This is a genomic window from Priestia sp. ST2, from assembly GCF_055810735.1.
In genome coordinates this window covers 299707-325322 of sequence record NZ_JBVVNT010000005.1, presented here as the reverse complement: position 1 = coordinate 325322, position 25616 = coordinate 299707, and the positions used below count along the sequence as shown (strand labels likewise).

The window sequence follows — 25616 nt, the reverse complement described above, 5'->3', positions numbered from 1 at the left end:
TGCATGATGAATTCATGCAGTTTATTTATTTTCAAAAAAATAACGCTTACAAGCTATTTTGAAGGGAATAAAATGAAGGTAAGAGATAAATATTGTCAATATATATGATAAAATAATAAAGGAATTATGCTCAACACTTCACAATTTTACAATATCATCCTTACGAAACGTATTTTTACAATTATTTTATTTTAAATGGGATAAGTATTGAGTACGAAGTGGAAAGAGCATACTATTACTATTATTTAAAAACATGAAAGGAGAAAGATTATGGCTGAAACAACAAAAAAGCCTGCCGGCGAAGTGAAATTTATTCCTTTATTAATTTGTCTGGCAATCGGACTTATTTTATGGTTTATTACACCTCCGTCCGGACTTGATTTGAAGGCTTGGCACTTATTCGCTATTTTTGTGGCTACTATCGTAGGGCTTATCATTAAACCATTGCCATTGGGCAGTGTAGCTATTTTATCTTTAACCATTATTGTATTAACTAATACATTAACGCTTGAACAATCGCTCAGCGGTTTTCAAAATACGACGATTTGGTTAATCGTTATTGCATTCTTTATTTCTAGAGGTTTTATTAAGACTGGTCTAGGAACAAGGGTTGCCTATATCTTCGTTCGTTTGTTCGGTAAAAAGACGTTGGGACTGTCGTATTCTCTTATCGTAAGTGACTTACTTTTATCACCTGCAATGCCGTCTAATACAGCACGAGCTGGAGGAATTATTCTTCCAATCATTCGTTCTTTATCCGAAACATACGGATCGAGAACTGGCGACGGTACGGAGCGCAGAGTCGGTGCTTTCTTAACAAAAGTATCGTTTCAAGGAGATATGATCACATCCGCTATGTTCGTAACAGCAATGGCGGCCAATCCTCTTGCGGTTAAAATGACGGAACAAATTACAGGCAAGACTATTTCATGGGTTGGCTGGGCAGCGGCTGCAATCGTACCTGGAATTATTAGTTTAATCGTTATTCCGCTCGTTATTTATAAGCTGTATCCGCCAGAATTAAAAGAAACGCCGGAAGCATCTGAAATTGCAGCAAAAAAACTAAATGAAATGGGTCCGCTAAAGAAAGAAGAATGGTACATGATTGGCGTATTTTTACTTCTTCTTGTGTTGTGGATTTTTGGCGCTAATTTAAATATTAATGCAACAACAACTGCTTTTATTGGTCTATGTGCGCTGCTTTTAACGCAAGTGTTAAGCTGGTCGGACATCAAAAAAGAACAGGGAGCATGGGATACATTAGTCTGGTTTGCTGTTTTGGTTATGATGGCAACTTTCTTAAATGATCTAGGCATGATTCCTTGGTTCAGTGATCTGATGAAAGGCACTGTTAGCCATATGTCTTGGATGACGGCGTTGATTGTATTAGCTATTGCATATTTTTATTCTCACTACTTTTTTGCGAGTAACACGGCTCACGTCAGCGCTATGTACGCAGCATTTTTATCTGTCATCGTGGCCGCTGGTGCGCCTCCGTTACTGTCAGCATTAATTTTAGCGTTCTTTAGCAATTTATTTGGCTGTTTAACTCACTACGGAAGTGGACCGGCACCGGTGTTCTTCGGTAGTGGATATGTAACGCAGCAAAAATGGTGGTCGCTCGGCTTTTTAATTTCAATTATTCATATTATCATTTGGATTGGAATTGGCGGCTTGTGGTGGAAACTGCTAGGTCTATGGTAAAAAAACAGTGGCGCAGGCCACTGTTTTTTTTATGCTTCAGCCCAAACGGATACAGAGCCGCCATTTACAGGGAACTGTCCGTAGCCATCTTCTTCAATCACAACTTGGTCCTCTCGGTTGTTTGTGAAGTCAATCCACATTTGTCCACTTCGGTGTTCGCCGACGAACATTCTCTTTTCGCCATCTTCACCGTTTGACATCACCACAGCGCATCCAGACTTCTCAAATTCCTCTACACCATGCCTTACCCATCCAATAGTATTCGGGTGATCAAAATAATCGTCTTGCTGGCCGTATGCTTTGTCATAGCGTACATGCAAGAGAGCGGAAATATCTTTTTCTTTTCCTTCAATTGGGTGCTCTCCGCCTATCCCAAAATAGTCTCCGTAAAACACACAAGGATAACCGTCTTCACGAAGTAAAATTAGAGCGTAAGCACTCTGTTTGAACCAATCTTCTACCCAAGATTCTAAAGATTCATTTGGCTGAGAGTCATGGTTATCTACAAATGTGACAACATTCAAAGGGTGAGTCTTGACTAATGTATCATCAAAAATCGTGGTTAAATCAAAATCTCTTCCTTGCTGAGAGGCTTCATGCAGTTTATAGTGCAGCGATACGTCAAACAAATCGATTTGATAATCAATCACGTCTAGGAATTCCTGACAGGCTGTTAACTCTGGATTCCAAAACTCTCCCACAAAATAAAAGGGCTTTTCTTGAGAAGAGGACAATTCGTGGGCAAACTCTTTAATAAAATCGTGGTTAATATGTTTAATGGCGTCTAATCGATAACCGTCGCACTGCAGAGTGTCTGCTAACCATTTTCCCCATTTGATCATTTCTTCTCGAACTTCAGGATGATCGTAATCAATATTCGCAAACATTAAATAATCGTAGTTGCCAAACTCTTGATCCACATTTTCGTTCCAGCTTTTGTTTTCTCCGGCAATACGAAAAACGCCTTCTTTTCCATTTTTATCATCGTAATCAGTGCCGTTAAAATGATTAAAGTTCCATTTGAAAGAAGAATATTGATCGCCGCGCCCTTCAAATGTAAACTTTGTCCACCCTTCAATTTCAAAAGGTTCAGAAATTTCTTCTGTTCGGTTCATGGGGTCCACTTCAATGACGTGGAACGTTTCTTTTTCATCTGCTGCAGCTTTATGGTTCATTACAATATCCACATAGACATTAATTCTATGATTATGACAGGCATCAATCGCTTCATGCAGCTCTTGCTTGGTTCCATACTTTGTACGAACGGTTCCTTTTTGATCAAATTCGCCAAGATCGTATAAGTCATAAACGCCGTAGCCATTATCCTCTGATGAAACACCTTTTGTAACCGGGGGAATCCACACGGAATCAATTCCTTGTTCTTTTAGTTGAGGAGCGAGCTCTTTAAGGCGTTGCCAATGCTCGCCATCAGCTGGCACATGCCATTCGAAAAATTGCATAATTGTATGATTCCGTTCCAAGTTAAATCATCCTCCTTTTAAATAAAAAGATATAATCGCTCACGGATAGTTCTTTAGAATCAAATGAGGAATTGATTATATTTTTTCTTTTAACGTTCCTGTTATCCCTATTCTTTAAACCTTTTTCAACATATGAAGCTTAAGAAAATCTTAAGATTTCCCCTTCCTTTTTCTTAAGAAATGCAGTTTACAATAAAATCCATAGACGAAATGACCCATGATATACTTTTGAAAGGAGTGTGAGAAATCAATGAACGAATATGTGGTTTTAGTCGTAGACGATGAGCAAGAAATCCGTAATGGCATTGCTATTTATTTGAAAAATGAAGGCATTAAAGTCTTTACGGCCAAAGATGGAATCGAAGCCATAGAGATACTAAATAAAGAAAAAGTTCACTTAATTATTCTTGATATTATGATGCCAAGGCAAGACGGCATTTCAACGACGTTTAAAATCCGAGAACAAAAAAATATCCCGATTATTATGCTGAGCGCTAAAAGCGAAGATGCAGATAAAGTGCTCGGTCTGCAGGTAGGAGCAGATGATTATGTGACAAAACCTTTTAATCCATTAGAACTGATAGCTAGAGTTAAATCACAGTTAAGAAGATATGTAACATTAGGTACATATGAGGAAACAAAGACGATTGATATCCGAGGTCTCGTACTTGATATTGAGGCTAAGTCCGTCACTCTTGACGGGGTGTTCATTAAGCTGACTCCCATTGAGTATAAAATTGTAGAGTTATTAATGAAAAATGCAGGGAGAGTTTTTTCTATACATGATATTTATGAACGCGTATGGAATGAACCAGGCTACAACGCAGAAAATACAGTAGCGGTACACATTAGAAAAATAAGAGAAAAAATTGAGATTGAACCAAAAAATCCGAGGTATGTAAAGGTTGTGTGGGGACTTGGATACAAAATGGAAAAGTAGCGTCATTTCAGCTATAGGGATTATCTTGTTTTTATTTGGTTTAGGAGCAACTATTTCTTCAATTAGTAACGTGCATAATCTATTAAAAACAAACTATTTACAAAAAAGCAGCTATGTAAAATCAGAAGACTTCAAAAAGCAAATAAGTCGTTTTACAAATGATCTCTACCTTTTAGAATTGACACAAAAAGATAAGAATACCGTTAATGCAAATAAGATAACAGGAGAAGAGATTGAGTCGTATCGATATACGGAAGGAACATTAACAGAACAAATAAAAAACGTGCACGATAAATATGAAGAAAAAATAGAAGACGCTAAGCAGGCAAAGAGCAAAAACGTTGAAGATGCCTATATAGAGCAGCAGGATCTAGAAGTTAAAAACATTCAAAAAAAGTTTCAAGATGATCAATTCGTTCGAGAAGAAATAGCGAAAAACAAAAAACTCGAAATGAAGAAACTATATGATGAAGCTTTTGATCGACAAGAAACATTATCTCAATATAAAAAAGACATCGTGTATTATTTAAAAGATAGGAACACAAACAAAATATACACGAACATCCAAAACGCAGGCAAAGAAGATGTTAATCAATTAGTAAAAAAGAAAAATATATTGTATAAACATACTTATTCAGCTCAATCACCGCTTGTGTTCCAAGCAGATGAATATAAAAATTCATCGTTAAGCAGTGAGGTAGACTCAGAGATCCCAACCTGGTATTTAAAGCAGAAGTTTACGGGTATAATTGCTGTTCCTGAAAAAGAAACCTTCATTAGTCCTTTATTTGATGAATATAACTATTATCATCATCAAAATGTAGCGTTTCTCGTGTATGCATTTTCAGGGATACTAGCTCTGTTAATAGGTTACTTTATTTATAAAAAAACAATAACTGGACATTTAAAAGAAATAACAAGACAAACTGCAGTACAGAGGGTTTATAAAAAAATACCTTTAGATATTTGTATAATTGTTTTTCTTTTATACTCATTTTTTACTTTAAGTCTAATTCTGAACGGCTATCCTGCTTCTGTATTAGAATCATATAAGCATGTTGCTACGTTCTTCTTTTATATGATAGCAATATCTATAGCTATTTCTCTATGGGCACTTCAAGTATTTCTACTGTTTCAGCGTATACGTACAATAGATGATATAAAAGAAGAATATAAAAGAACGTGTGTTTATCAAGTAATTTATTTTCTTCAATCTATTTTTATTATCAGACACATTGGCATGCATATAATGGTTGTAGTGCTGCTTTTAGTGTTTGCCGTGTTTGCTGTTGCAGCTCTATTGACTAGTGGATCTATGTTTGCAGAACAAGTATCCATACTGTACTTAGCTATAGGCAGTGTTGTAGGAGTGGTTACTTTGATACTGCTTATGCTACGAGTTAATTATTTAAATAAAATTATTATCTCAATTGATCAAATTGCCACAGCCGAGTGGAAAGAGCCGTTACCTATCAAAGGAAAATCAGCTTTGACTCAAGCAGCGCTAAACATAAATCATATCCAGCAGCAGATTCAAACATCTCAGCATGTTCAAGTTAAAAGTGAACGCTTGAAAACAGAGTTAATTACCAACGTCAGTCACGATTTAAGAACACCATTGACTTCTATTATGACATATACAGCGTTGCTAAAGTCACAAGATCTTACTTCGGACGAACAACATGCTTACGTTGAAATTATTGACCGTAAATCAAAACGTTTACAGACACTTATTGATGATTTATTTGAAGTGTCAAAAATGGCAAGTGGAAATGTAGAATTGCATAAAGACAAAATTGATATTAACCAGCTTCTTCATCAGGCTTTAGCTGAATATAATGAAGCAATTGAAGATTCAACTCTGCAATTTCGTATTCAATCTCTCGAAAAGCCGATATTTGCTACTGTAGATGGTCAAAAATTATGGAGAGTATTTGACAATTTGATAGAGAATATATTGAAATATTCACTTGAACAAACGCGTGTCTATATTTCTGTTCAAGAAATAAACGAACAAGTGAAACTAACCTTTAAAAATGTAAGTAAATATGAACTAAATGAGCAGGCAGATGAGCTGTTTGAACGATTTAAAAGAGGGGACACTTCAAGACAAACCGATGGCTCCGGACTTGGGTTAGCTATTGCTAAGTCAATTATTGATTTGCACGGAGGAGAACTGAATATTAAAATTGACGGAGATTTATTTAAAGTAACGATTACTCTTTAATGTCAGTGAATATAAACAGCATATCTAGTGAAAAAGAGAAGCAACCTCACTATGCTGGTTGCTTCTCTTTTTTTAGCGTTCGTAATTTTATTCCGCAACCGCAAAGCGTACTGTGTTTTAGTACTTTTATTTCTCTATCACACTGATTACATCTTATTTCTTGTCCAATCATTTCTTCATCCCTTCCTCTTTTTACAAGAATTTAAATAAGTATCCATAAAATATGGATACTTATTTATTGATAAAATGTTAAACTAATTGAGAATAAATGATAATCTAAAATGAGAAAAATACTCTTATTTTTTCATTTAGAAAACGGATAAATTTATTTTACTTGCTGCGGAACAGATAATCCTAAACCGTCTGCAATGCGTGTTCCATACTCTGGATCCGCTTTGTAGAAGTGTTGAATTTGACGCAGTTTAATCTCTTCTTTTTCTACAGGTTTCATAGCTTCAACGATGTTTGCAACTAGTCGTGTACGCTCGTCTTTGCTTAGAAGGCGGTATAAGTCACCTGCTTGCGTGTAATGGTCGTTATGATCATATGCAACACTATCGGCAACGCCTGAAACAGGGTATGCTGCTTGTTTGTTTTCCTGTGATTCTGTCGGGCCGCCAAAGCTGTTTGGCTCATAATAAACAGAACGGCCGCCGTTATCGTCAAAGCGCATTTGGCCGTCACGCTGATAGTTATTTACTTCGCTGCGCGGACGGTTAATCGGTAGCGCTTGATGGTTAGCACCCACGCGGTAGCGATGTGCATCGCTGTATGCGAATAGTCGACCTTGCAGCATTTTATCAGGTGATACGTCAATTCCCGGCACAAGCGTTCCAGGTGAGAATGTAGCTTGCTCCACTTCGGCAAAATAATTTTCTGGATTGCGGTCTAAGACCATGCGACCTACTTCAATTAACGGGTAGTCTTTTTGTGACCAAACCTTTGTTACGTCAAACGGATCAAAGCGATACGTATCAGCATCTTCTAATGGCATAATCTGAACGTACAGCTTCCATGAAGGAAAATCGCCTTTTTCAATGGCATTAAATAAATCTTCAGTATGATAATCTGGATTTTCACCAGCTAGCTTTGCAGCTACGTCTGGAGACAGATTTTTTACGCCTTGCTCTGTTTTGAAGTGATATTTTACCCAAACGCCATCTCCTTCGGCATTAACCCATTTAAATGTGTGGCTGCCAAATCCATGCATATGGCGTAAAGTTGCGGGGATACCGCGGTCAGACATTAAAATAGAAACTTGATGCAAAGATTCAGGAGATAAAGACCAGAAATCCCAAACGGCCGTCGGGTTTTTTAAATGTGTGCGTGGATCGCGTTTTTGTGTATGAATAAAGTCAGGGAATTTAATCGCATCTCGGATGAAAAATACAGGTGTATTATTTCCGACTAAGTCGTAGTTTCCTTCTTCTGTATAAAATTTAACAGCAAATCCGCGAGGGTCGCGAACGGTATCTGCTGAGCCGTTTTCACCAGCTACTGTTGAAAAGCGAGCAAATAGAGGTGTTCGTTTTCCTACTTCAGAAAGGAAAGCTGCTTTTGTATAGGCTGAAACATCATTTGTCACTTCAAAATAGCCGTGGGCACCGGCGCCTTTTGCGTGTACGACGCGTTCAGGAACTCGCTCTCGGTTAAAATGGGCTAATTTCTCTAAAAGGTGAACATCTTGAATTAAAGTAGGTCCGCGTGAACCAGCGGTCATTGAATTTTGATTATCTCCAACCGGAGCTCCCCAACTAGTCGTTAGGTTATTCTTGTTTGTTGTCATCTTAGAACCACCTCTTATTTGAATTTTATTATGTTAGAAATAATAATAACATTTTTAAATAAAAAATCAATACTAAATTATAATTATTATAATTTAAATTGTTAATTTTGAGATGTAGTCAGTGGGGGATACGCATGTGGAATGTACGAACTATTTTAAAAATTTTCTGTATAGTATATTTAGTTTAATAATAAAAATGCCTGGTGTGCAATTATTTTGACCGGCTATTACCATATCAAAAACACGCTTGCTTATATAAGCAAGCGTGTTCGTTTTATATATTTTGTGATAAGTTTGCTTTTGCTGCCAGTTCAGCCTGAGGCGTGCGCCAAAGCTGCGTCCATTTTTGAATCGCAGCAATCATAATAATGAGACCGAGTATAAGCATGATGATTGAAAGAGTCGCATTTAATATGCTGTAACCTGCCGCAGCTTCATTTAAATAGACATTCTTAACCATCCAATAACCTGCGTAGTTAACCGTTACGTAAAGGTAGGCTAGTGGAATAAGGCAAGTAAGCATATAGGAGCGTTTATCTGCAATTCTAAGAATAACGGTTGCTCCAATAATTAAACCAATAGAGGCCATTAACTGATTGGATACGCCGAACAGCGCCCAAACTGAGCCAATATCTCCTGAGAACAATAAGTACCCCCACATAAAACAGGCTAGGGCGCTTGCAAAAATGGAACCGGGAAGCCAGTCTACTCGCTTCAATGGCTTATAAAATTCACCGAAAAAGTCTTGAATTAAATAGCGAGAAACGCGTGTACCCGCGTCGATAGCAGTTAAAATAAACACTGCTTCAAACATAATGACGAATTGGAAAAAGTAAGAAGACAGGTGGCTGAACCAAGGAATTTCTGTGAAGATATATGTCATTCCTACAGCCAGTGTAACAGCGCCGCCTGTACGGCCTTCTAAGTTTAGACCAATCTCTTGGCTAAGCTGAGGAAGAGCTGTCACGTTCATGCCGAGCGTTTTGAACACTTCAGGTGTAGAGTTGATTGCAAAATAGTCTCCAGGATGTAAAGCTGTTGCGGCAATTAATGCCATAATTCCTACCAAGCATTCGACTAACATCGCCCCGAAGCCTACAACTTTAATGTCACTCCAACGGTCGAGCATCTTAGGGGTTGTCCCTGAACCAACAAATGCATGGAAGCCGGAAATAGCACCGCAGGCGATCGTAATGGAAATGAACGGCCACACGGGTCCTGCTAGAATAGGGCCGCCTCCGTGAATAAATTCAGTAACTGCAGGAAATGGAATTGCTGGATTTACGAAAAACACGCCTACAATCAGCGCGATAAAGACACCAATTTTCATAAAGCTGCTTAAATAATCTCGAGGTGCTAAAAGCAGCCAAACGGGCAAGGCCGCTGCGAAAAATGCATAAACGGGAAGAATAATTGAAAGTGTTTTAATATCTAGCGTTAAAAAATCTCCTAAAGCTGTTCCTTGAATATAAGGACCGCTAAATACGGCGATTAAAATTAAAATGAAGCCGACGGTAGAAGCCGCTTTTAAATTACCGGTTTTTTTGTGGTAAATACCTACCCCCATTGCGATCGGAATCGTAATTCCAACAGCGAATGTACCCCAAGGGTTTTTCTCAAGTGCGTGTAGCACGACCATAGATAAACCGGCCATTGTGATGGTAATGATAAAAAGCATAGCTAAACCTGTACAAAAACCAGCGACAGGTCCTAGCTCTTTTTTAGCCACTTCGGAAAGCGACTGGCCTTTTTGGCGCATAGATGCAAATAACACAACCGCATCGTGAACGGCTCCTCCGATTACAGCTCCTATTAAAAGCCAGAGCAGTCCGGGCAAATAGCCAAACTGAGCTGCTAAAATAGGTCCAACAAGCGGACCAGCAGCTGCAATAGCTGCAAAGTGATGACCAAATGTTACCCATCGGTTGGTTGGCACATAATCTTTCCCATCTTCAAGTTCATGTGCTGGCGTTTTTTGCGAATCGTTTAGTTTCAAGACCTTAACAGCCATGAATGTTCCGTATAGCCGATACGCAATCATTAAAATACAGATAGATCCAATAACAATCGTAACCGCATTCATTACAAATCCCCCTATCCCTTAGTTGTCTGATGTTTGTACTACTACACAACGTTATGTAATTGTGTGTTCCCCTTACAACTTTCATTATAAAAGAAGAAAGCGCTTTTATCACCAGTTTTTCCCTTAATTATTTAAAAAATTAGAAAGTTCAAATTCCCTTTGAAAAACTATAAGACTTTTCGCATAATCTCTGCTATAATTTTTAAAAAAATTAGTACGCATTTAGGTGTTTTAGTTAGGGAGATGAAAAGAGTGAACCATCGTCAAGAGTTACAAAATAGCAAGCGTATCGTAGTCAAAGTAGGGACATCTACGTTGACCTATGATAATGGAGATATTAACTTAGCACGCATTGAAAAACTAGCGCGTGTTTTATCCGATTTAATGAATGCAGGAAAAGAAGTTGTGCTTGTTACATCAGGTGCCGTTCAAGTGGGAGTAAAAAAACTAAAGTTAAAGGAAAAGCCAACTTCTATTCGAGAAAAACAAGCAGCGGCCTCTGTCGGGCAATGTGAGCTTATGCATATCTATAGTAAATTCTTTGGTGAGTACAGCCACATCGTTGGTCAAGTACTGTTAACGAAGGATGTAATCGAAGATGAACATGTGCGCAATAACGTTGTGAATACGTTTGAAAAATTAATTGAAGACAAAGTAATTCCTATTGTGAATGAAAACGATACGGTTGCAATCGATGAAATTGAAAACATCGTGCGCTTCGGCGATAACGATAATTTATCTGCCATTGTTTCAGTTTTGATTCACGCAGACTTACTCGTTATTTTATCTGACATTGACGGTTTCTTTGATTCAGACCCCACAAAAAACCCTAACTCTAAGTTAATGAAAGTAATAGATGGCATTACACCGGAACTTGAAAATTTTGCTGGAGATAGTGGAACTGACGTTGGAACAGGCGGAATGGTCACAAAGCTTACCGCTGCTAAAACAGCTACAAGTGCAGGCGTAAGCTTAATCTTAGCAAATGGTAAAGAGCCAAATATTTTACGAGATATTATTGAAGGCCAAGAAATTGGAACGTTATTCTTAAAACAAGCTGAAGGAGTAATGAAATGAGTGAATTGCAGCTTAAAGGAAAGCAGGCAAAAGATGCCTCTTATTTCTTAGGAAATGTAACGAGCGAACAAAAACAGCAGGCACTTTATAAAATGGCGGCTGCTTTATTGAATCAGCAAGAAGCGATTTTAAAAGCCAATGAATTAGACATAGAAAAAGCCGTTCAAAAAGGCACATCAAAAGCGATGTTGGATCGCCTATCTTTAAATAAAGAGCGGATTCACGGAATGGCAGACGGCCTGCGCCAAGTAGCTGCGCTTGCGGATCCAGTAGGAGAAGTGCTGTCTATGGCGAAGCGACCAAATGGCTTACAAATTGGGCAGCAGCGTGTACCTATTGGTGTCATAGGAATTATTTATGAAGCGCGTCCAAACGTTACGTGTGATGCAGCAGGCTTATGCTTAAAAGCAGGAAATGCAGTTATCTTGCGCGGAGGCAGCGAGGCGTTTTATTCGAATCAAGCGATTGTTTCTGTATTATCTCAAGCTGCGGCAAGTGCAGGGTTGCCTGAGCATAGCGTACAGCTTATTGAAGATACGTCGAGAGAAACAGCACTGGAGTTAATGAAATTAAATGAATATATCGATGTATTAATTCCTCGAGGCGGTGCTGGTTTAATTGAAGCAGTGGTAAAAAATGCAACGGTTCCCGTTATTGAGACAGGAACTGGGAACTGCCACATTTATGTCGATGGAGAATATGACGGTGACATGGCGGCCAATATTGTCATTAATGCAAAAACATCTCGTCCAGCGGTGTGTAACTCAGCCGAAAAGCTGATTATCCATAAACGAGCGGCTCATGAATTTTTGCCGATTATTGTTCAAGCGCTACGAGAGAAAGATGTAGAAGTACGCGGTGATGAACGTGCGGTAACAATCGTTCCAGATCTTGTTCCCGCAGGGGATGAGGATTGGAAAAAAGAATACTTGGATTTCATCATGGCGGTTAAAATCGTAGATGATATCGATGAAGCGATTTCTCATATTAATGTTCATAGTTCACATCACTCTGAAGCGATTGTAACAACAAATTATGCTCATGCTCAGCGTTTTTTACAGCGCGTTAATTCAGCCGCTGTTTATGTGAATGCTTCAACGAGGTTCACGGACGGAGAAGAGTTTGGTTTCGGGGCAGAAATCGGAATTAGTACACAAAAGCTTCATGCGCGTGGACCAATGGGATTAAAGGAATTAACAACGCTAAAATATATTATTTACGGAGATGGACAAATTCGATAAAAAAGAAGCCTGAGGCATATGCCCAGGCTTCTCTTATTTCCATATACGTTCAATTTCTTCAAGTGACTTTCCTTTTGTCTCCGGAACCCACTTCCATATAAACAAAAATGAAGCGAGACACATAAACATAAAGAATAAAAATGTAAAAGATCCTCCAGCTTTGTTCCAAAGGATAGGGAAAAACTGAGATACAAACCAATTAGCTATCCACAAGAAAAACGTAGAAATAGACATTGCATAGCCTCTCGCGTGATTAGGAAAAATTTCAGAAATCACAACCCATACAACCGGTCCCATAGAAATATTAAAAAGAAATAAATAAAAAACAATAAGTAAACTAGTAGTCAACCCTTCAGTACCTTGAGAATGAAACCCAAAGGAAACGAGAAGCTGCGTAACGGCCATACCAGCTGTGCCAATAAGCAATAAAGCTTTGCGGCCAATCCGGTCGATAAGCCACATGGAACAAAGAACGCCTAAAAAGGCAGCCACACCAATCATAGACGTAACAAGGAGCGATAAATCTCCTCTAGCTCCAGCTGCTTTAAAAACTTGCGGGGCGTAATAAATAATGGCATTAATTCCGACAAGCTGTTGAAAGGCTGCAAGTAGAATACCAATAAGCAGCGCTTTTCGAAGACAGGCCTCTTTAAAAAGCGAAAGAGAAGCTGGTTGATTTTCTTTTAACGATTGCTCAATATGATACAGCTCTTGGCGTGCAATGTGTGTACCATTGATTTTAATTAAAATGTCCATAGCTTCTAAAGTGCGGTTTGCTTTTACCAGCCACCTCGGACTTTCAGGAACAGGAGAAAGAATAAGAAGAAATAAAAGAGCTGGAATACCAGAAGCACCGATAATGTAGCGCCATCCTGTGGAATTCTGCCAAGCGTCTTCCCCAATAGATAAAATGTAGTCATTTACAAAATAGACAGAAACAATCCCAACGGCAACAGCAAATTGGTATAGAGAGCCTAAGCGGCCACGCATGTGCGGAGGGGCTATTTCAGAAATATAGGTAATAGAAAGAACAGAAGCCATACCAATGCCTAGTCCTCCAATAATTCGAGAAATAATCACAAAAGAGATGGATGAAGATAGCGCTTGCATAATTGCGGATACGACAAATAAAGAAGCTGCTAAAAGTAAGATGCTTTTTCTACCGAATCGATCACTCAGTTTTCCTGAAGCAAGTACCCCAATGGCACCACCGAGCAGCAGACTAGATACAACAAAACCTACCATCGTTGGACCAAGATTAAAATGTACTTTCATCAACCCAATAGCTCCTGAAATGACGGCTGTGTCATAGCCGTAAAGCAACCCTCCAAAAGCAGCTGCACATGAAATGAAAATCACGAAAAATAGATTTCTTTTTTGCTCCTTATACTCGTCAGAAGTTACTTTTACTATCCCCATATAAATTCCTCCTTTGAATCACCGTCACTATTTCAATTAAAAAAACGTTATACGTAAAACGTTTTCATAAAAGATGTTTTTATGTTAAACTAAAAATTGTAAATAATCAAACTATTTTTCACCTTTTATATGAATTATGTACGTTTTGTTATCAACCAATAGGGAAGAAAAAATAGGGGGAAGAGAAATATGGCGTTTATGCAATGTGATTTTTTTTCAGAAGTATTGCAAATAAGTACTTCAATGAACGTTTTGATACCGCAGCACACAAAATCTCAAATTGGTTTACAAACCAATACAAGAAGTGAGAAACACCCTACGCTCTATTTATTACACGGTCTTTCTGATGATCATACGATATGGATGAGAAGAACTTCGATTGAACGCTATGCATCAGAATTAGGACTTGCAGTTGTAATGCCAAATGTAGATCGCAGCTTTTATAGAGATATGGCTTATGGAAAGAAGTATTGGACGTTTGTAACAGAAGAACTTCCTCACTTGGCTAGATCATTCTTTCCGTTATCGGAAAAAAGAGAAGATAATTTTGTAGCTGGCCTTTCTATGGGAGGGTATGGCGCTTTAAAATGGGCGTTTCGCAAACCACATCAATTTTCTGCAGCTGCCAGTTTATCAGGAGTGATGGACGTTGAAGGGCTTGGAGGGCGAGGAGAAGTTCAGTTCTTAGATTATCCTTTGATTTTTGGCATGCCCCCTGTTATTAGACCTGAGGATGATCTTTTCTGGCTGCTTGAAAATCGCCGGCGCTATGGAGAAGTGACTCCGCGTATTTATCAATGCTGTGGAACGGAAGATTTTTTATATCAGGAAAATAAACGTTTTTCCGAGCGTTGTAAGCAAGAGCCTATTTGTTTTACATATGAAGAAGGAAAAGGAAGTCACGACTGGGCATATTGGGATCAAAAAATTCAAGATGTGTTAAAGTGGCTGTTTAGTGAAAAGTAGGGAAGGTAGTTTTCAGTGGTGCCGGCTTCTAGTAGTATAATAAAGAAAAATGTTTACTTGGTCGATAGACTAAAAGAAAATGGGAGTCGGTACGAATGGGGAGAAAAAAAGTCACGATTACAGAAGTAGCAAAAGAAGCGGGTGTTTCATTAGCTACGGTATCAAGAATCTTCAATAATAAAGAAGGTAAAATTAAAATTAGTGAAACAACTAAACAAAAAGTGCTAAAAGCAGCAGCTCATTTGGGGTATCAGACGAATCCATTTGCGGCAGCTCTTCGGGCCCAAAAAACAGGGATTATCGGGATATTAATTAGAGATTTAAAAGATCCGTTTCTAATTGAACTATTAAAAAAGGTACAGCAACAAGTCCAAAGTCGAGGGATGGACGTTCTTATTGGACACACGGATTACGAAGAAACAACGGCTGAGCGTCAATTAAATGCTATGATGAACCATTGGTTTGATGGGGTCATTTTATTAGACTATGTAGCTGCTCAGCATCCGTTTGTAGATGTATTAAAACAATATCAAACGCCTTACGTTTCTCTTACAGGAGACGCCTCTTCTGCACTTTGGCCGATTGTACATGTAGATGATGCGGTGGGAATGCAATTAGCTGTTGCTCACTTAACGGGCCTTGGTCATAAGAATATAGGGTTCGTTGGAAAAGCTGTAAGCGGAGTCGAGCACCGTCTGTCCCTTTTTTATCAGTATGTACCGTCAGCAAACGCAAAGTTTGTGAAAGAAGATATGAATAACTCAGATGAACTATATCAGTTTATAAATGAGCTAGCTCATCATCCAGAGCCTCCAACTGCGCTTATTTGTGCTACGGATTACATTGCTCTGAAAGTGATACACTGTGCGTGGCAAAACGGGCTTCACGTTCCAGCAGATTTATCTGTTATAGGGTTTGATGATATTACAGAAGCTAGTGAAGCGCATCCTCCACTAACAACTATCCGTCAACCGATGGAAAAAATGGCTGAAAAAGCAGTAAACCTCTTACTTCAACAAATTCAGGATCAGCAAGAAATAGATCAGATACAGTATAAAATGGCACCTTTATTAGTAGAGCGCGAGACCACAAAACGTATGAATTGATAAGGAATGTATATACTATTCCTGAAAGTGTGAGACAAAAAGTCCACACTTTTTTGCATTAACCATTGCGTCCACTTCCCTCTTTCTTATACACTGTATGCTGTAGGGGAAAAAAACCAAGCTTTAATATGTTTGGAGCGATTTGATGACACAACAAAAATTAGATAAATATGAAATTATGGACGTTAGCTTACTAGCAGGTAAAATTATGTTAGAAAGCGGAGCAGAAACGTATCGAGTAGAAGACACAATGATGCGGATTGCAGCGTCTTACGGTATAAAAAAATCCCACAGCTATGTGACGCCAACAGGGATTATGTTTTCACTTGAAACGAAAGAACCGACGAAAACGAAGTTAATTCGTATTTCCGAACGAACGACAGATTTAAAAAAAGTAACCATGGTAAATAGCGTCTCAAGAACAATCAGTCAAGGAAACATCTCCTTGGAGGAAGCGTATGAAATGCTACAAGAAATTGAAGCAACAAACGTAGCTTTTCCACTATGGGTTCAACTTGCAGCTGCATCCATTTCTAGCGGATGCTTTTTAATCATGTTTCAAGGTTTATGGACGGACTTTATTCCAGCTATGTTTTCAGGAGGTCTCGGATTTTTAACCGTGGTGTATTTCCACCGTCTTATTCCGATTCGCTTTTTTGCTGAGTTTACCGCTTCGTTAGTTATTGGACTTTTATCAGCTCTTTTAGTCGCTTCAGGACTAGGCACGCAAATCGATAAAATTATTATTGGATCCGTTATGCCACTCGTTCCTGGCTTATCCATTACCAATGCAGTGCGAGATTTAATGGCGGGACATTTACTGTCTGGATTATCAAAAGGAGCAGAAGCGTTTCTGACGGCATTCGCTATCGGTGCAGGTATTGCCATTGTATTTACACTTCTATAGAAGGGAGGCATCATATGCATATCGTAGAGCAGATAATTACAAGTTTTATTGCTTCAGCAGCATTTGGGATCATTTTTAATGTTCCACGTGAATCATTATTAAAAAGTGGCTTTGTCGGAATGATTGGCTGGCTCATTTACTATTTGCTAACGTTCTATGGCGTAGATGAAATTCCAAGCACAGTTGCATCGGCCTTCTTTATTGCTATTATTAGTCAAATTTACGCAAAAATTTATCGAACGCCGATCATTATTTTCACCGTAGCAGGTATTATTCCGCTGGTTCCGGGAGGAACAGCATACGATGCCATGCGTAACTTTGTAGAAAATAACTATAATGAAGCGATTAGTCTTGCAGCAAAAGCCTTTATGATTTCAGGTTCAATTGCCATTGGTATTGTGTTTTCTGAAGTCATCAACCAAATCATTCGTCAGTCTAAATTAAATGCCAAAGCAAAATATCGACCATAGAGAAGCAAGCTCAAATCAGAGCGTGCTTTTTTTATGAAAAAATAAAGAGATCCTTCACTTTTTTGTCACAAGAAAGTCACGCTTTAGTCTAAAAACGTTCAAAAAATGTCCGTGCACAGCTAAAAAAATAGACTATACTATGTAAATAGAAAGAGAGATATTACATATGTATGTGAAACATTGAGCATATCTATCGAATTATTATGCTCAATGTTTCACAATATAAGTAAAAGATGCTCAGAAATGAGCAAAGTATCTATGGAAATGATGAATGTTCTTATATATGAAAGGAGAAAGAAGATGGATACAGTTATACTATCACGTATTCAATTTGCATCAACGACGCTGTTTCATTTTATCTTTGTACCGCTATCTATCGGTCTTGTCTTTTTAGTAGCGATCATGGAAACGATGTACGTAGTAAAAAAAGATGAACAGTATAAAAAGATGGCAAAGTTTTGGGGGCACTTATTCCTGATTAACTTTGCTGTCGGAGTCGTAACAGGTATTTTACAAGAATTTCAGTTTGGCATGAACTGGTCAGAGTACTCAAGGTTTGTAGGAGATGTATTCGGTGCGCCGCTTGCTATTGAAGCACTGCTCGCGTTTTTTATGGAGTCCACTTTCCTTGGACTGTGGATTTTTGGGTGGGATCGTTTGCCTAAATGGCTGCACTGTCTATGTATTTGGCTTGTTAGTCTAGGTACTATTTTTTCGGCGTTCTTCATTTTAACGGCTAATTCTTTTATGCAGCATCCGGTTGGAATGGAGCTGAATAATGGCCGTTTAGAAATGAATGACTTCTTTAAATTGTTAACAAACGGTCAGCTGTGGGTTGAATTCCCTCATACCATTTTAGGTTCGTTTGCAACAGGCGCCTTTTTTATCACGGGTGTCAGTGCCATTATGCTCTTGAAGAAAAAACATTTGGCTTTTGCCAAAAAATCATTTCAAGTTGCCATTATTGTAGGGTTAGTTTCAGGTGTGGGAATTGCGTTATCTGGTCATGAACAGGCTGGATACTTAGTTAAGACACAGCCGATGAAAATGGCCGCAAGTGAAGGATTATGGGAAAACAGCGGAAGTCCAGGCGCTTGGACGGTGACAGCAAATATTCACCCAGATGAAAAGAAAAATACGGGGGAAATCAAAATACCTTATTTATTAAGTTTCTTATCATACGGGAAATTTTCAGGTTCCGTTCCTGGGATGAACGAGCTACAGGAGCAGTATACGGCGAAATATGGAGCAGGAAATTATATTCCACCCGTTCGGACAACATTTTGGAGTTTCCGCATTATGGCTGGTCTAGGTGGCGTATTATGTGCATTAGGCATTTGGGGCACGTACTTGCTTTCTCGTAAAAAACTTCAAGAAAGCAAACTATTTTTGCGTATTATGACGATTGCCATTGCCTTTCCGTTCCTTGGAAGCTCAGCAGGTTGGATTATGACAGAGATTGGCCGTCAGCCTTGGGTTGTATTTGGCTATATGAAAACGGAAGATGCCGTGTCTCCTGGTGTAACAGCAGGTGAATTGCTGTTTTCTATTATCTCGTTTTCATTCTTTTATTTAATTTTAGCTGTGATTATGGTGTTCTTGTTCGTTAAAGAAATTAAAAAAGGTCCAGATCACGATCACGAAGCACATACAAAAGTAGTATCAACTGATCCGTTTACCAAGGAGGGATACAATGTTTTCTCTTAATGAATTCTGGTATTTACTAGTATCCATTCTGTTTGTTGGTTTTATCTTTTTAGAAGGCTTTGATTTTGGGATTGGAATGGTGTCTCGTTTTTTAGGAAGAAACGACTTAGAGCGACGAGCTTTTATTAATACAATCGGTCCTTTTTGGGATGCAAATGAAGTTTGGCTAATTTCAGCAATCGGTGCTATGTTTGCCGCTTTTCCAAACTGGTATGCAACGCTATTAAGCGGGTCATATGTTCTTTTTGTTCTTCTTTTGCTTTCGCTTATTGGCCGCGGTGTAGCATTTGAATTTCGAGGGAAAGTTGAAAAACAAGCGTGGAAAAATGCATGGGATTGGGTTATCTTCTTTGGAAGTCTTTTTCCACCTCTCATTTTTGGTATCTTATTTTCAGCGCTAATGAAAGGACTGCCTGTTGAGCGCAATATGCAAATGAATGCCGGCTTTTCGGATATTGTTAATCTATATACCATCACAGGCGGCGTTACGTTAACAATGCTTTGCTTATGGCACGGACTTATTTTTGCCACGATCCGTACGATGGACGATATTAGAGATCGTTCACGGAAGGTCGCTATGAAGCTTTTGCCTATAAATGCTTTATTACTTCTTATCTTTTCAGGCATGACGTTTTTTGAAACAGATTTATTCAGTAATCATAGCCGCTTGATGCTATATACATTTTTCATCGGTATTTTCGTGTATTTACTAGCAGGATTTTTCCTTACACGTAAAAAAGACGGATGGGCATTTGCTATGTCTGGCTTAATTTTAATTTTATCAATTTCCTCTATATTTGCAGGATTGTTTCCAACCGTTTTGGTTAGTTCAATCAATGAAAGCTATAGTTTAACGATTCATAATGCAGCATCAGGGAATTATTCCTTAAAAATTATGTCTTACGCTGCTATTGCATTACTGCCTTTTGTGTTAGGTTATCAAATTTGGAGCTACTACGTTTTCAGAAAACGTGTAGATCATAAGGAGCATATGGAGTATTAATGGGTAGAAATTTAATGGTTTACAACGGAATAAAAATGGTTCTTGCCATGTTAATAGGGCTTATTACTATTCAAAGTGTAGCCATTATTTTTCAAGCTAAGTGGCTCGCTGAAGTAATTACCGCTCTTTTTCATGGTGAAAGTTTAACCTCGCAGACAAAAGCAATCGGATTGTTTTTGTCTGCCTTTATGATTCGTCAAATCGTAGGTTTTATAGTAAAAAAAACAGCATATCAATTTGGAGTCAAAACGACTCAGGAACTTCGTTTGATAGTCATGCAAAGCATTTTTTCATTAGGACCGCGTTTTACCAAAGATGAAGGAACAGGAAACTTGGTGACGCTCATCACCACAGGCCTACAGAAGCTTCGTGCTTATCTCGAGCTGTTTTTGCCTAAACTGGCTGCCATTAGCGTAACACCTTGGCTGGTGCTTGCTTTCGTTTGGTACCATGATCGGCTTTCAGGCATTATTTTACTTGTGACCATGCCAATTTTAATTTTATTTATGATTTTGCTTGGATTGGCTGCACAAAAAAAAATAGACAGCCAATGGGAGACATATCACGTGTTGTCCAACCACTTTGTAGATTCGCTTCGAGGGTTAGAAACTTTAACATTTCTCGGGAAAAGTAAGGAGCATGCTGAAACGATTGAAAGAGTCAGTGACCGTTATCGAAAAGCGACAATGGGAACGCTCCGGATTGCTTTTTTATCTACGTTTGCTTTAGATTTCTTTACGATGTTATCTGTAGCCATCGTGGCTGTTATGCTTGGTTTGCGGCTCGTAAACGGGTCTATGACATTAGAGCCTGCACTTATGATTTTATTGCTGGCGCCTGAATATTTCCTGCCGATACGAGAAGTCGGAAATGATTACCATGCAACATTAGACGGAAAAGAATCCGGAGATGCATTACTTAAGATTGTGAAGCAGGCTGAAAAATCGCCGGCTAAAAAAGAAGATGTTCCTAGTTGGACTGAAAATAGTAAACTTCAATTAAGGCATATCACTGTAAAATATGACGAAGAGCATCCACCTTCTCTTGAAGATGTGTCACTGCATGTTAAAGGAATGCAGAAAATTGGAATCATCGGAAAAAGCGGAGCTGGAAAATCGACGCTTATTGATATACTAAGCGGCTTTGTACAATCTACAGAAGGCTCTGCTGAAGTAAACGGCGTGCCAATTGATTTACGCTCAGATGCTTGGCAAAAGCAGATTACGTATATCCCTCAGCACCCATTTATTTTTAATGGAACAGTAAAAGAAAATATTGAATTTTATCAAGACAGAGGCGGCTCATATGATTATGAAGATGCTTTAACGAAAGCAGGACTTTTATCAACGGTTCAACAGATGCCTAAGAAGGAAAATGAAATGATAGGGGATGGGGGGCGACAGCTTAGCGGCGGCCAAGCTCAAAGGATTGCTCTAGCAAGGGCGTTTCTAAGCGACCGTCCTATTATTATGCTTGATGAACCAACGGCACAAGTCGATATTGAAACGGAATATGAAATAAAGCAAGATATTTTAACGATGTTCCAAGACAAGTTATTTATTTTAGCTACGCACCGTCTGCATTGGATGAAAGACATGGATCTCATTGTTGTAATAGAGGACGGAAAGGTTGCAGAAATCGGTAATCATCAAGAACTGATTCAAAAAAAAGGAGCTTACTATCAATTTTTACATGAAGAGGAGGAGATATGATGAAATATAAAAGTTGGATATGGCCCTACTTTAAAACATATAAATATCGTATCTTTTCTATCTTATTACTAAGCTTGTTAACGATTGGTTCTGCTTGCGCGCTAATGTTCACGTCAGGTTATTTGATTTCAGCTTCTTCCTTACGGCCAGAAACGATTTTATTGGTGTATGTTCCAATTGTACTTGTGCGTACATTTGGTTTAAGCCGAGCCGCTTTCCGTTATGCGGAGCGTCTTGTCAGTCACGATTTTATTCTTCGCATTTTAGCTAAAATGCGTACGCGTCTTTATCATTTGATTGAACCGTTAATTGCTACATCTCGCTATCAAACAGGAGATGTTTTAGGAGTTCTCGCGGAAGATATTGAAAGTTTACAAGACTTGTTCTTGCGTACCATTCTTCCAACAATTTCAGCTGTTATTTTATACGTTATTTCGATTGTAGCTTTAGGATTCTTTAGCCTAAAGTTTGCATGTTTGATTGCCATCTATTTATTTTTATTAGTAGTAGTAATGCCGCTTTTTTCCCTTTGGCATATGAAGGCAGCCAATCAGCGATATAAATCAAGCAAAGCACAGTTATATGCCAAGGTCACAGATGGCTTTTTAGGAGTTGCTGATTGGGTGTTAAGCGGTCAGCAGCAGTCATTTTTTCATTCGTATGACAAAACAGAAAATGAGTTAGACGGCATGGATCGTAAGCTTAAACTATGGACGTATTACCGAGAATTGTTTGGACAACTTATTGTAGCAGGTTTAATTGTCACAATGATTTGGTTTGGAGCTTCTCTTTTTGCAGATAAAGAGCTTGCAGGTGTGTTTATTGCTGCTTTTATTTTAGTAGTATTTCCTTTATCTGAAGCCCTGCTGCCAGTATCCAATGCAATAGAAAAGATTCCTCAGTTTGAAGAATCATTAAATAGAGTACAGGCAATGGAAAAGAACTGGGAAGATGTGAACGAAAAGAAAAAACATACTCTTTCTCTACCTTATGAAGGTTCATGGAATTCGGTTAGATTAAAAGTTGAGCATGTAAGCTTTCGCTATAGTAATGAGGAGGAGTCAGTCATTCATGATCTTTCATTTCAAGTCGAGCAAGGGGAAAAAATTGCGATTCTTGGCAAGAGTGGAGCTGGAAAATCGACTCTATTAAAGTTGCTGCAAGGCTCCTTAGTACCTACAGAAGGCACAGTTCAACTAAACGGTCAGTCTGTTGCTGAAGTTCGTGAAGATGTACCAAAACTCATCTCTGTATTAAATCAAAATCCTTATTTATTTAATACAAGCGTAGCCAACAATTTATTACTAGCTAATGAAAAAGCTACAAAAGAAGAAGTAATTGAGGTCATGAAGCAAGTGAATATGCACTCCCTTGTGGAAGGTTTGCACCAAGGATATCAAACGCCGATGCTCGAAACAGGTCAGCGCTTCTCGGGAGGAGAACGTCAGCGGATTGCGTTAGCACGCGTTCTGCTTCAGCATACGCCAATTGTTATGCTAGATGAGCCAACTGCAGGGTTGGATGCTATGACTGAAAAGCGTCTATTATCCACTATCTTTGAAACTCTTCAAGATAAAACCTTAATTTGGGTTACGCACAATTTAGTTGGGATGGAAAAAATGGATGAAATCTTATTTTTACAAGAGGGTAAGATAGCCATTCGAGGAACACATGATGAATTACTTGCGACGAACAGTCACTATCAAAAGCTATATGAATTGGATCATCCGGCAAAAAGCCTTTAGCAGAAGCTAAAGGCTTTTTATTATTTGATCATAAAGTGAAATTCGACAAACACGAGTAAAATATGTGTCGAATGAAAGAAAACAGCTTGGATTCAAAGAAAAGAGTATGCGTTTAGCATTTTTGAAAAAGTGGTAAAACAAGGTAGTGTTTGTTTCTTCCTGTATAACATCGGTTTATTTTAGGGAAAATATATACACATTATGCGAACGAGAGAAGGAAGATACAATGGAACCTATGCTTATACATATCACGCTCGTAGTGGGACTAGGAGTTCTATCTCAGTGGCTGGCTTGGAGATTTAAGTTACCAGCAATTGTCGTGATGTCAATTATCGGACTGCTAACAGGCCCTATTTTAGGTTTAATTGACCCTAAAGCACAATTTGCTCAGCTTTTTGATCCTTTTGTATCGATTGCTGTAGCTGTTATTTTATTTGAAGGCAGCTTGAACTTAGACATGAGAGAGGTAAGGGGAATCGAAAAGCCCGTGTTTCGCATTGTGACGCTCGGAGCCATGCTAGCTTGGATTTTAGGCTCTTTAGCTGCTCATTATATAGCGGATTTATCATGGGCGGTGGCAATTGTTATCGGAGGGCTTTTTATTGTGACGGGTCCAACCGTGATTTTACCTCTTTTACGACAAGCTAAATTAAAACCAAAACCAGCAGCGATTTTAAAATGGGAAGGTATTATTGTTGATCCATTTGGTGCACTCCTGGCCGTTTTTTCGTTTGAAATTGTTCAATTTTTAGTGCTGAGAGAAGTCAGTGGAAAAACAATTCTCTTTTTCTTTGCAGCCTCTATTATTGCTGTTTTAATAGGATGGCTTCTTGGCCGCGGAATAGGATGGATGTTTCAAAAGGGGCATATTCCAGAGTATTTAAAATCTCCTGTCGTATTTATTGTTGTTATTGCCTGCTTTACGATAGCTGATGAAATTAAGCATGAAACAGGTCTTCTAGCAGTGACAGCGATGGGGATTACCCTTGCTAATATGCATATTTCATCTATTAGTGATATGCGACATTTTAAAGAGAACATTTCGGTTCTATTGACTTCTACTATTTTTATCATGTTAACGGCTGGACTGACGATGAAGACCATTACTGAAATTTTTCATTGGAATATTATTTTGTTTGTTTTACTTATGCTGTTTATTGTCAGACCTGTCTCCATCTTTTTATCAACGGTAGGGACAGATTTATCTATAAAAGAAAAAATACTGATTGGCTGGATTGCCCCGCGCGGCATTGTGGCGTTAACGGTCTCAAGTTACTTTGCGAAAGTACTAATCGATGAAGGATTTAAAGATGCTTCCATCCTAACAACACTGACATTTGCTTTAGTATTTGCTACGGTTTGTGCACACGGTTTTTCCCTTTCCTGGCTAGCTAAGAAGCTTGATTTATCAATTGGAGAAGAACCTGGTATTTTGCTTGTAGGAAGCAATGATTTTACGGTTGCCTTTGCTTCCAAGTTAAAGCAACTGGGCTATCCAGTGTTAGTTGCTGATTCTTCGTGGGAGCGGTTAAGAGTTGCGCGCAGAGCGGAAGTAGATGTGTATCACGGAGAAGTTCTAGCTGAGCAAACGGAATATCATCTAGATTTAACTCCTTATGAATACGTGATTGCTGCAACTGAGTTAGATGCATATAATGCACTTGTTTGTACTGCTTTTCTTCAAGATATGGGACGGAACAATGTTTTTCAATTGAGTATTCGTGATCAAGAAGATTCAAGAGAAGATGTCGATGAAATTATGCACACGGTAAGAGGACGCATGCTCTTTAAGAAAGGAATTACGTGGGAGTTTCTACATCATAAAATGGAGCATGGACATACGATTTACAATACAAAAATTACGGATGAATATACGTATGAAACATATCTTGAGGAGAAAAGCGATGATTCTCTTTTACTAGCAGTGAGCAAGCAAGGAAAGGCATTGAGTTTTTTTGCTCATGATCAAGAAATAAACGTTAATGCGGGTGATACGGTGTTAAGCCTTCAGCCGTTAAAAAGATAAAAAAACAGGCCTTCAG

The 25616-nt window shown here is 38.6% G+C and carries 18 protein-coding genes; 14 read left to right on the top strand and 4 right to left on the bottom strand.

Annotated features, from left to right (window positions below; all coding sequences use genetic code 11):
- The first annotated feature begins 270 nt into the window (after window positions 1-270).
- Complete coding sequence (locus AC0KUU_RS23030; RefSeq protein ID WP_043977584.1) at window positions 271-1704, top strand: anion permease; 1434 nt, start codon at window positions 271-273, stop codon at window positions 1702-1704.
- A 29-nt stretch (window positions 1705-1733) separates the two neighbouring features.
- Here the strand turns inward: AC0KUU_RS23030 and AC0KUU_RS23025 are convergent, their stop codons facing one another.
- On the bottom strand, window positions 1734-3185 hold the full coding sequence (locus AC0KUU_RS23025; protein WP_165575685.1) for an alpha-amylase: 1452 nt from the start codon (window positions 3183-3185) through the stop codon (window positions 1734-1736).
- Window positions 3186-3435: 250 nt separating this feature from the next.
- Between AC0KUU_RS23025 and AC0KUU_RS23020 the strand changes: the two genes are divergently transcribed.
- Both AC0KUU_RS23020 and AC0KUU_RS23015 read left to right on the top strand, forming a co-directional pair.
- On the top strand, window positions 3436-4125 hold the full coding sequence (locus AC0KUU_RS23020; RefSeq protein ID WP_025752427.1) for a response regulator transcription factor: 690 nt from the start codon (window positions 3436-3438) through the stop codon (window positions 4123-4125).
- Window positions 4103-6352 carry a sensor histidine kinase gene (locus tag AC0KUU_RS23015; protein WP_322552511.1) on the top strand — a complete coding sequence of 750 codons (2250 nt, stop codon included), beginning with the start codon at window positions 4103-4105 and terminating at the stop codon, window positions 6350-6352. Before AC0KUU_RS23020 ends, AC0KUU_RS23015 begins: the two co-directional genes overlap by 23 nt.
- Window positions 6353-6677: 325 nt before the next feature.
- On the opposite strand, the gene katA is transcribed toward AC0KUU_RS23015, so the two are convergent.
- Window positions 6678-8138, bottom strand: a complete 1461-nt coding sequence (katA, locus tag AC0KUU_RS23010; RefSeq protein ID WP_162215123.1) for a catalase KatA — start codon at window positions 8136-8138, stop codon at window positions 6678-6680.
- A gap of 274 nt (window positions 8139-8412) precedes the next feature.
- On the bottom strand, window positions 8413-10221 hold the full coding sequence (gene cstA / locus AC0KUU_RS23005) for a carbon starvation protein CstA (RefSeq protein ID WP_013085534.1): 1809 nt from the start codon (window positions 10219-10221) through the stop codon (window positions 8413-8415).
- Between the two features lie 243 nt (window positions 10222-10464).
- Here cstA and proB point away from each other — a divergent pair, with 243 nt between their 5' ends.
- The gene (gene proB, locus AC0KUU_RS23000) at window positions 10465-11298 is read left to right on the top strand and encodes a glutamate 5-kinase (RefSeq protein ID WP_043977576.1); all 834 of its coding nucleotides are present in this window, start codon (window positions 10465-10467) and stop codon (window positions 11296-11298) included.
- A complete protein-coding gene (locus tag AC0KUU_RS22995) occupies window positions 11295-12539 on the top strand; it encodes a glutamate-5-semialdehyde dehydrogenase (protein WP_322552510.1) in 1245 nt (414 codons plus the stop codon). The genes proB and AC0KUU_RS22995 overlap by 4 nt, the downstream gene beginning before the upstream one ends.
- A 33-nt stretch (window positions 12540-12572) precedes the next feature.
- Here the strand turns inward: AC0KUU_RS22995 and AC0KUU_RS22990 are convergent, their stop codons facing one another.
- The gene (locus AC0KUU_RS22990) at window positions 12573-13958 is read right to left on the bottom strand and encodes a sugar porter family MFS transporter (protein ID WP_165575686.1); all 1386 of its coding nucleotides are present in this window, start codon (window positions 13956-13958) and stop codon (window positions 12573-12575) included.
- Between the two features lie 189 nt (window positions 13959-14147).
- Here AC0KUU_RS22990 and AC0KUU_RS22985 point away from each other — a divergent pair, with 189 nt between their 5' ends.
- From AC0KUU_RS22985 to AC0KUU_RS22945, 9 genes are all read left to right on the top strand, one after another.
- A complete protein-coding gene (locus AC0KUU_RS22985; RefSeq protein WP_043977570.1) occupies window positions 14148-14924 on the top strand; it encodes an alpha/beta hydrolase in 777 nt (258 codons plus the stop codon).
- 95 nt (window positions 14925-15019) lie between these two features.
- Entirely contained in the window at window positions 15020-16030 is a 1011-nt protein-coding gene (locus tag AC0KUU_RS22980) for a LacI family DNA-binding transcriptional regulator (protein WP_043977567.1), read from the top strand.
- Between the two features lie 145 nt (window positions 16031-16175).
- Window positions 16176-16937, top strand: coding sequence for a threonine/serine exporter family protein (locus tag AC0KUU_RS22975; RefSeq protein WP_013085528.1), 762 nt, complete (start codon window positions 16176-16178; stop codon window positions 16935-16937).
- Window positions 16938-16951: 14 nt separating this feature from the next.
- Window positions 16952-17407: a threonine/serine exporter family protein gene (locus tag AC0KUU_RS22970; RefSeq protein ID WP_013059882.1), complete on the top strand. Its 456-nt coding sequence runs from the start codon at window positions 16952-16954 to the stop codon at window positions 17405-17407.
- 300 nt (window positions 17408-17707) lie between these two features.
- On the top strand, window positions 17708-19114 hold the full coding sequence (locus AC0KUU_RS22965; RefSeq protein ID WP_025752440.1) for a cytochrome ubiquinol oxidase subunit I: 1407 nt from the start codon (window positions 17708-17710) through the stop codon (window positions 19112-19114).
- Window positions 19101-20117, top strand: a complete 1017-nt coding sequence (cydB, locus tag AC0KUU_RS22960; RefSeq protein WP_043977563.1) for a cytochrome d ubiquinol oxidase subunit II — start codon at window positions 19101-19103, stop codon at window positions 20115-20117. The genes AC0KUU_RS22965 and cydB overlap by 14 nt, the downstream gene beginning before the upstream one ends.
- A complete protein-coding gene (gene cydD, locus AC0KUU_RS22955) occupies window positions 20117-21829 on the top strand; it encodes a thiol reductant ABC exporter subunit CydD (RefSeq protein WP_280560609.1) in 1713 nt (570 codons plus the stop codon). Before cydB ends, cydD begins: the two co-directional genes overlap by 1 nt.
- Window positions 21829-23574, top strand: a complete 1746-nt coding sequence (gene cydC / locus AC0KUU_RS22950) for a thiol reductant ABC exporter subunit CydC (protein ID WP_280560607.1) — start codon at window positions 21829-21831, stop codon at window positions 23572-23574. Before cydD ends, cydC begins: the two co-directional genes overlap by 1 nt.
- A 226-nt stretch (window positions 23575-23800) precedes the next feature.
- A complete protein-coding gene (locus AC0KUU_RS22945) occupies window positions 23801-25600 on the top strand; it encodes a cation:proton antiporter (RefSeq protein ID WP_043977557.1) in 1800 nt (599 codons plus the stop codon).
- Window positions 25601-25616: the final 16 nt, after the last annotated feature.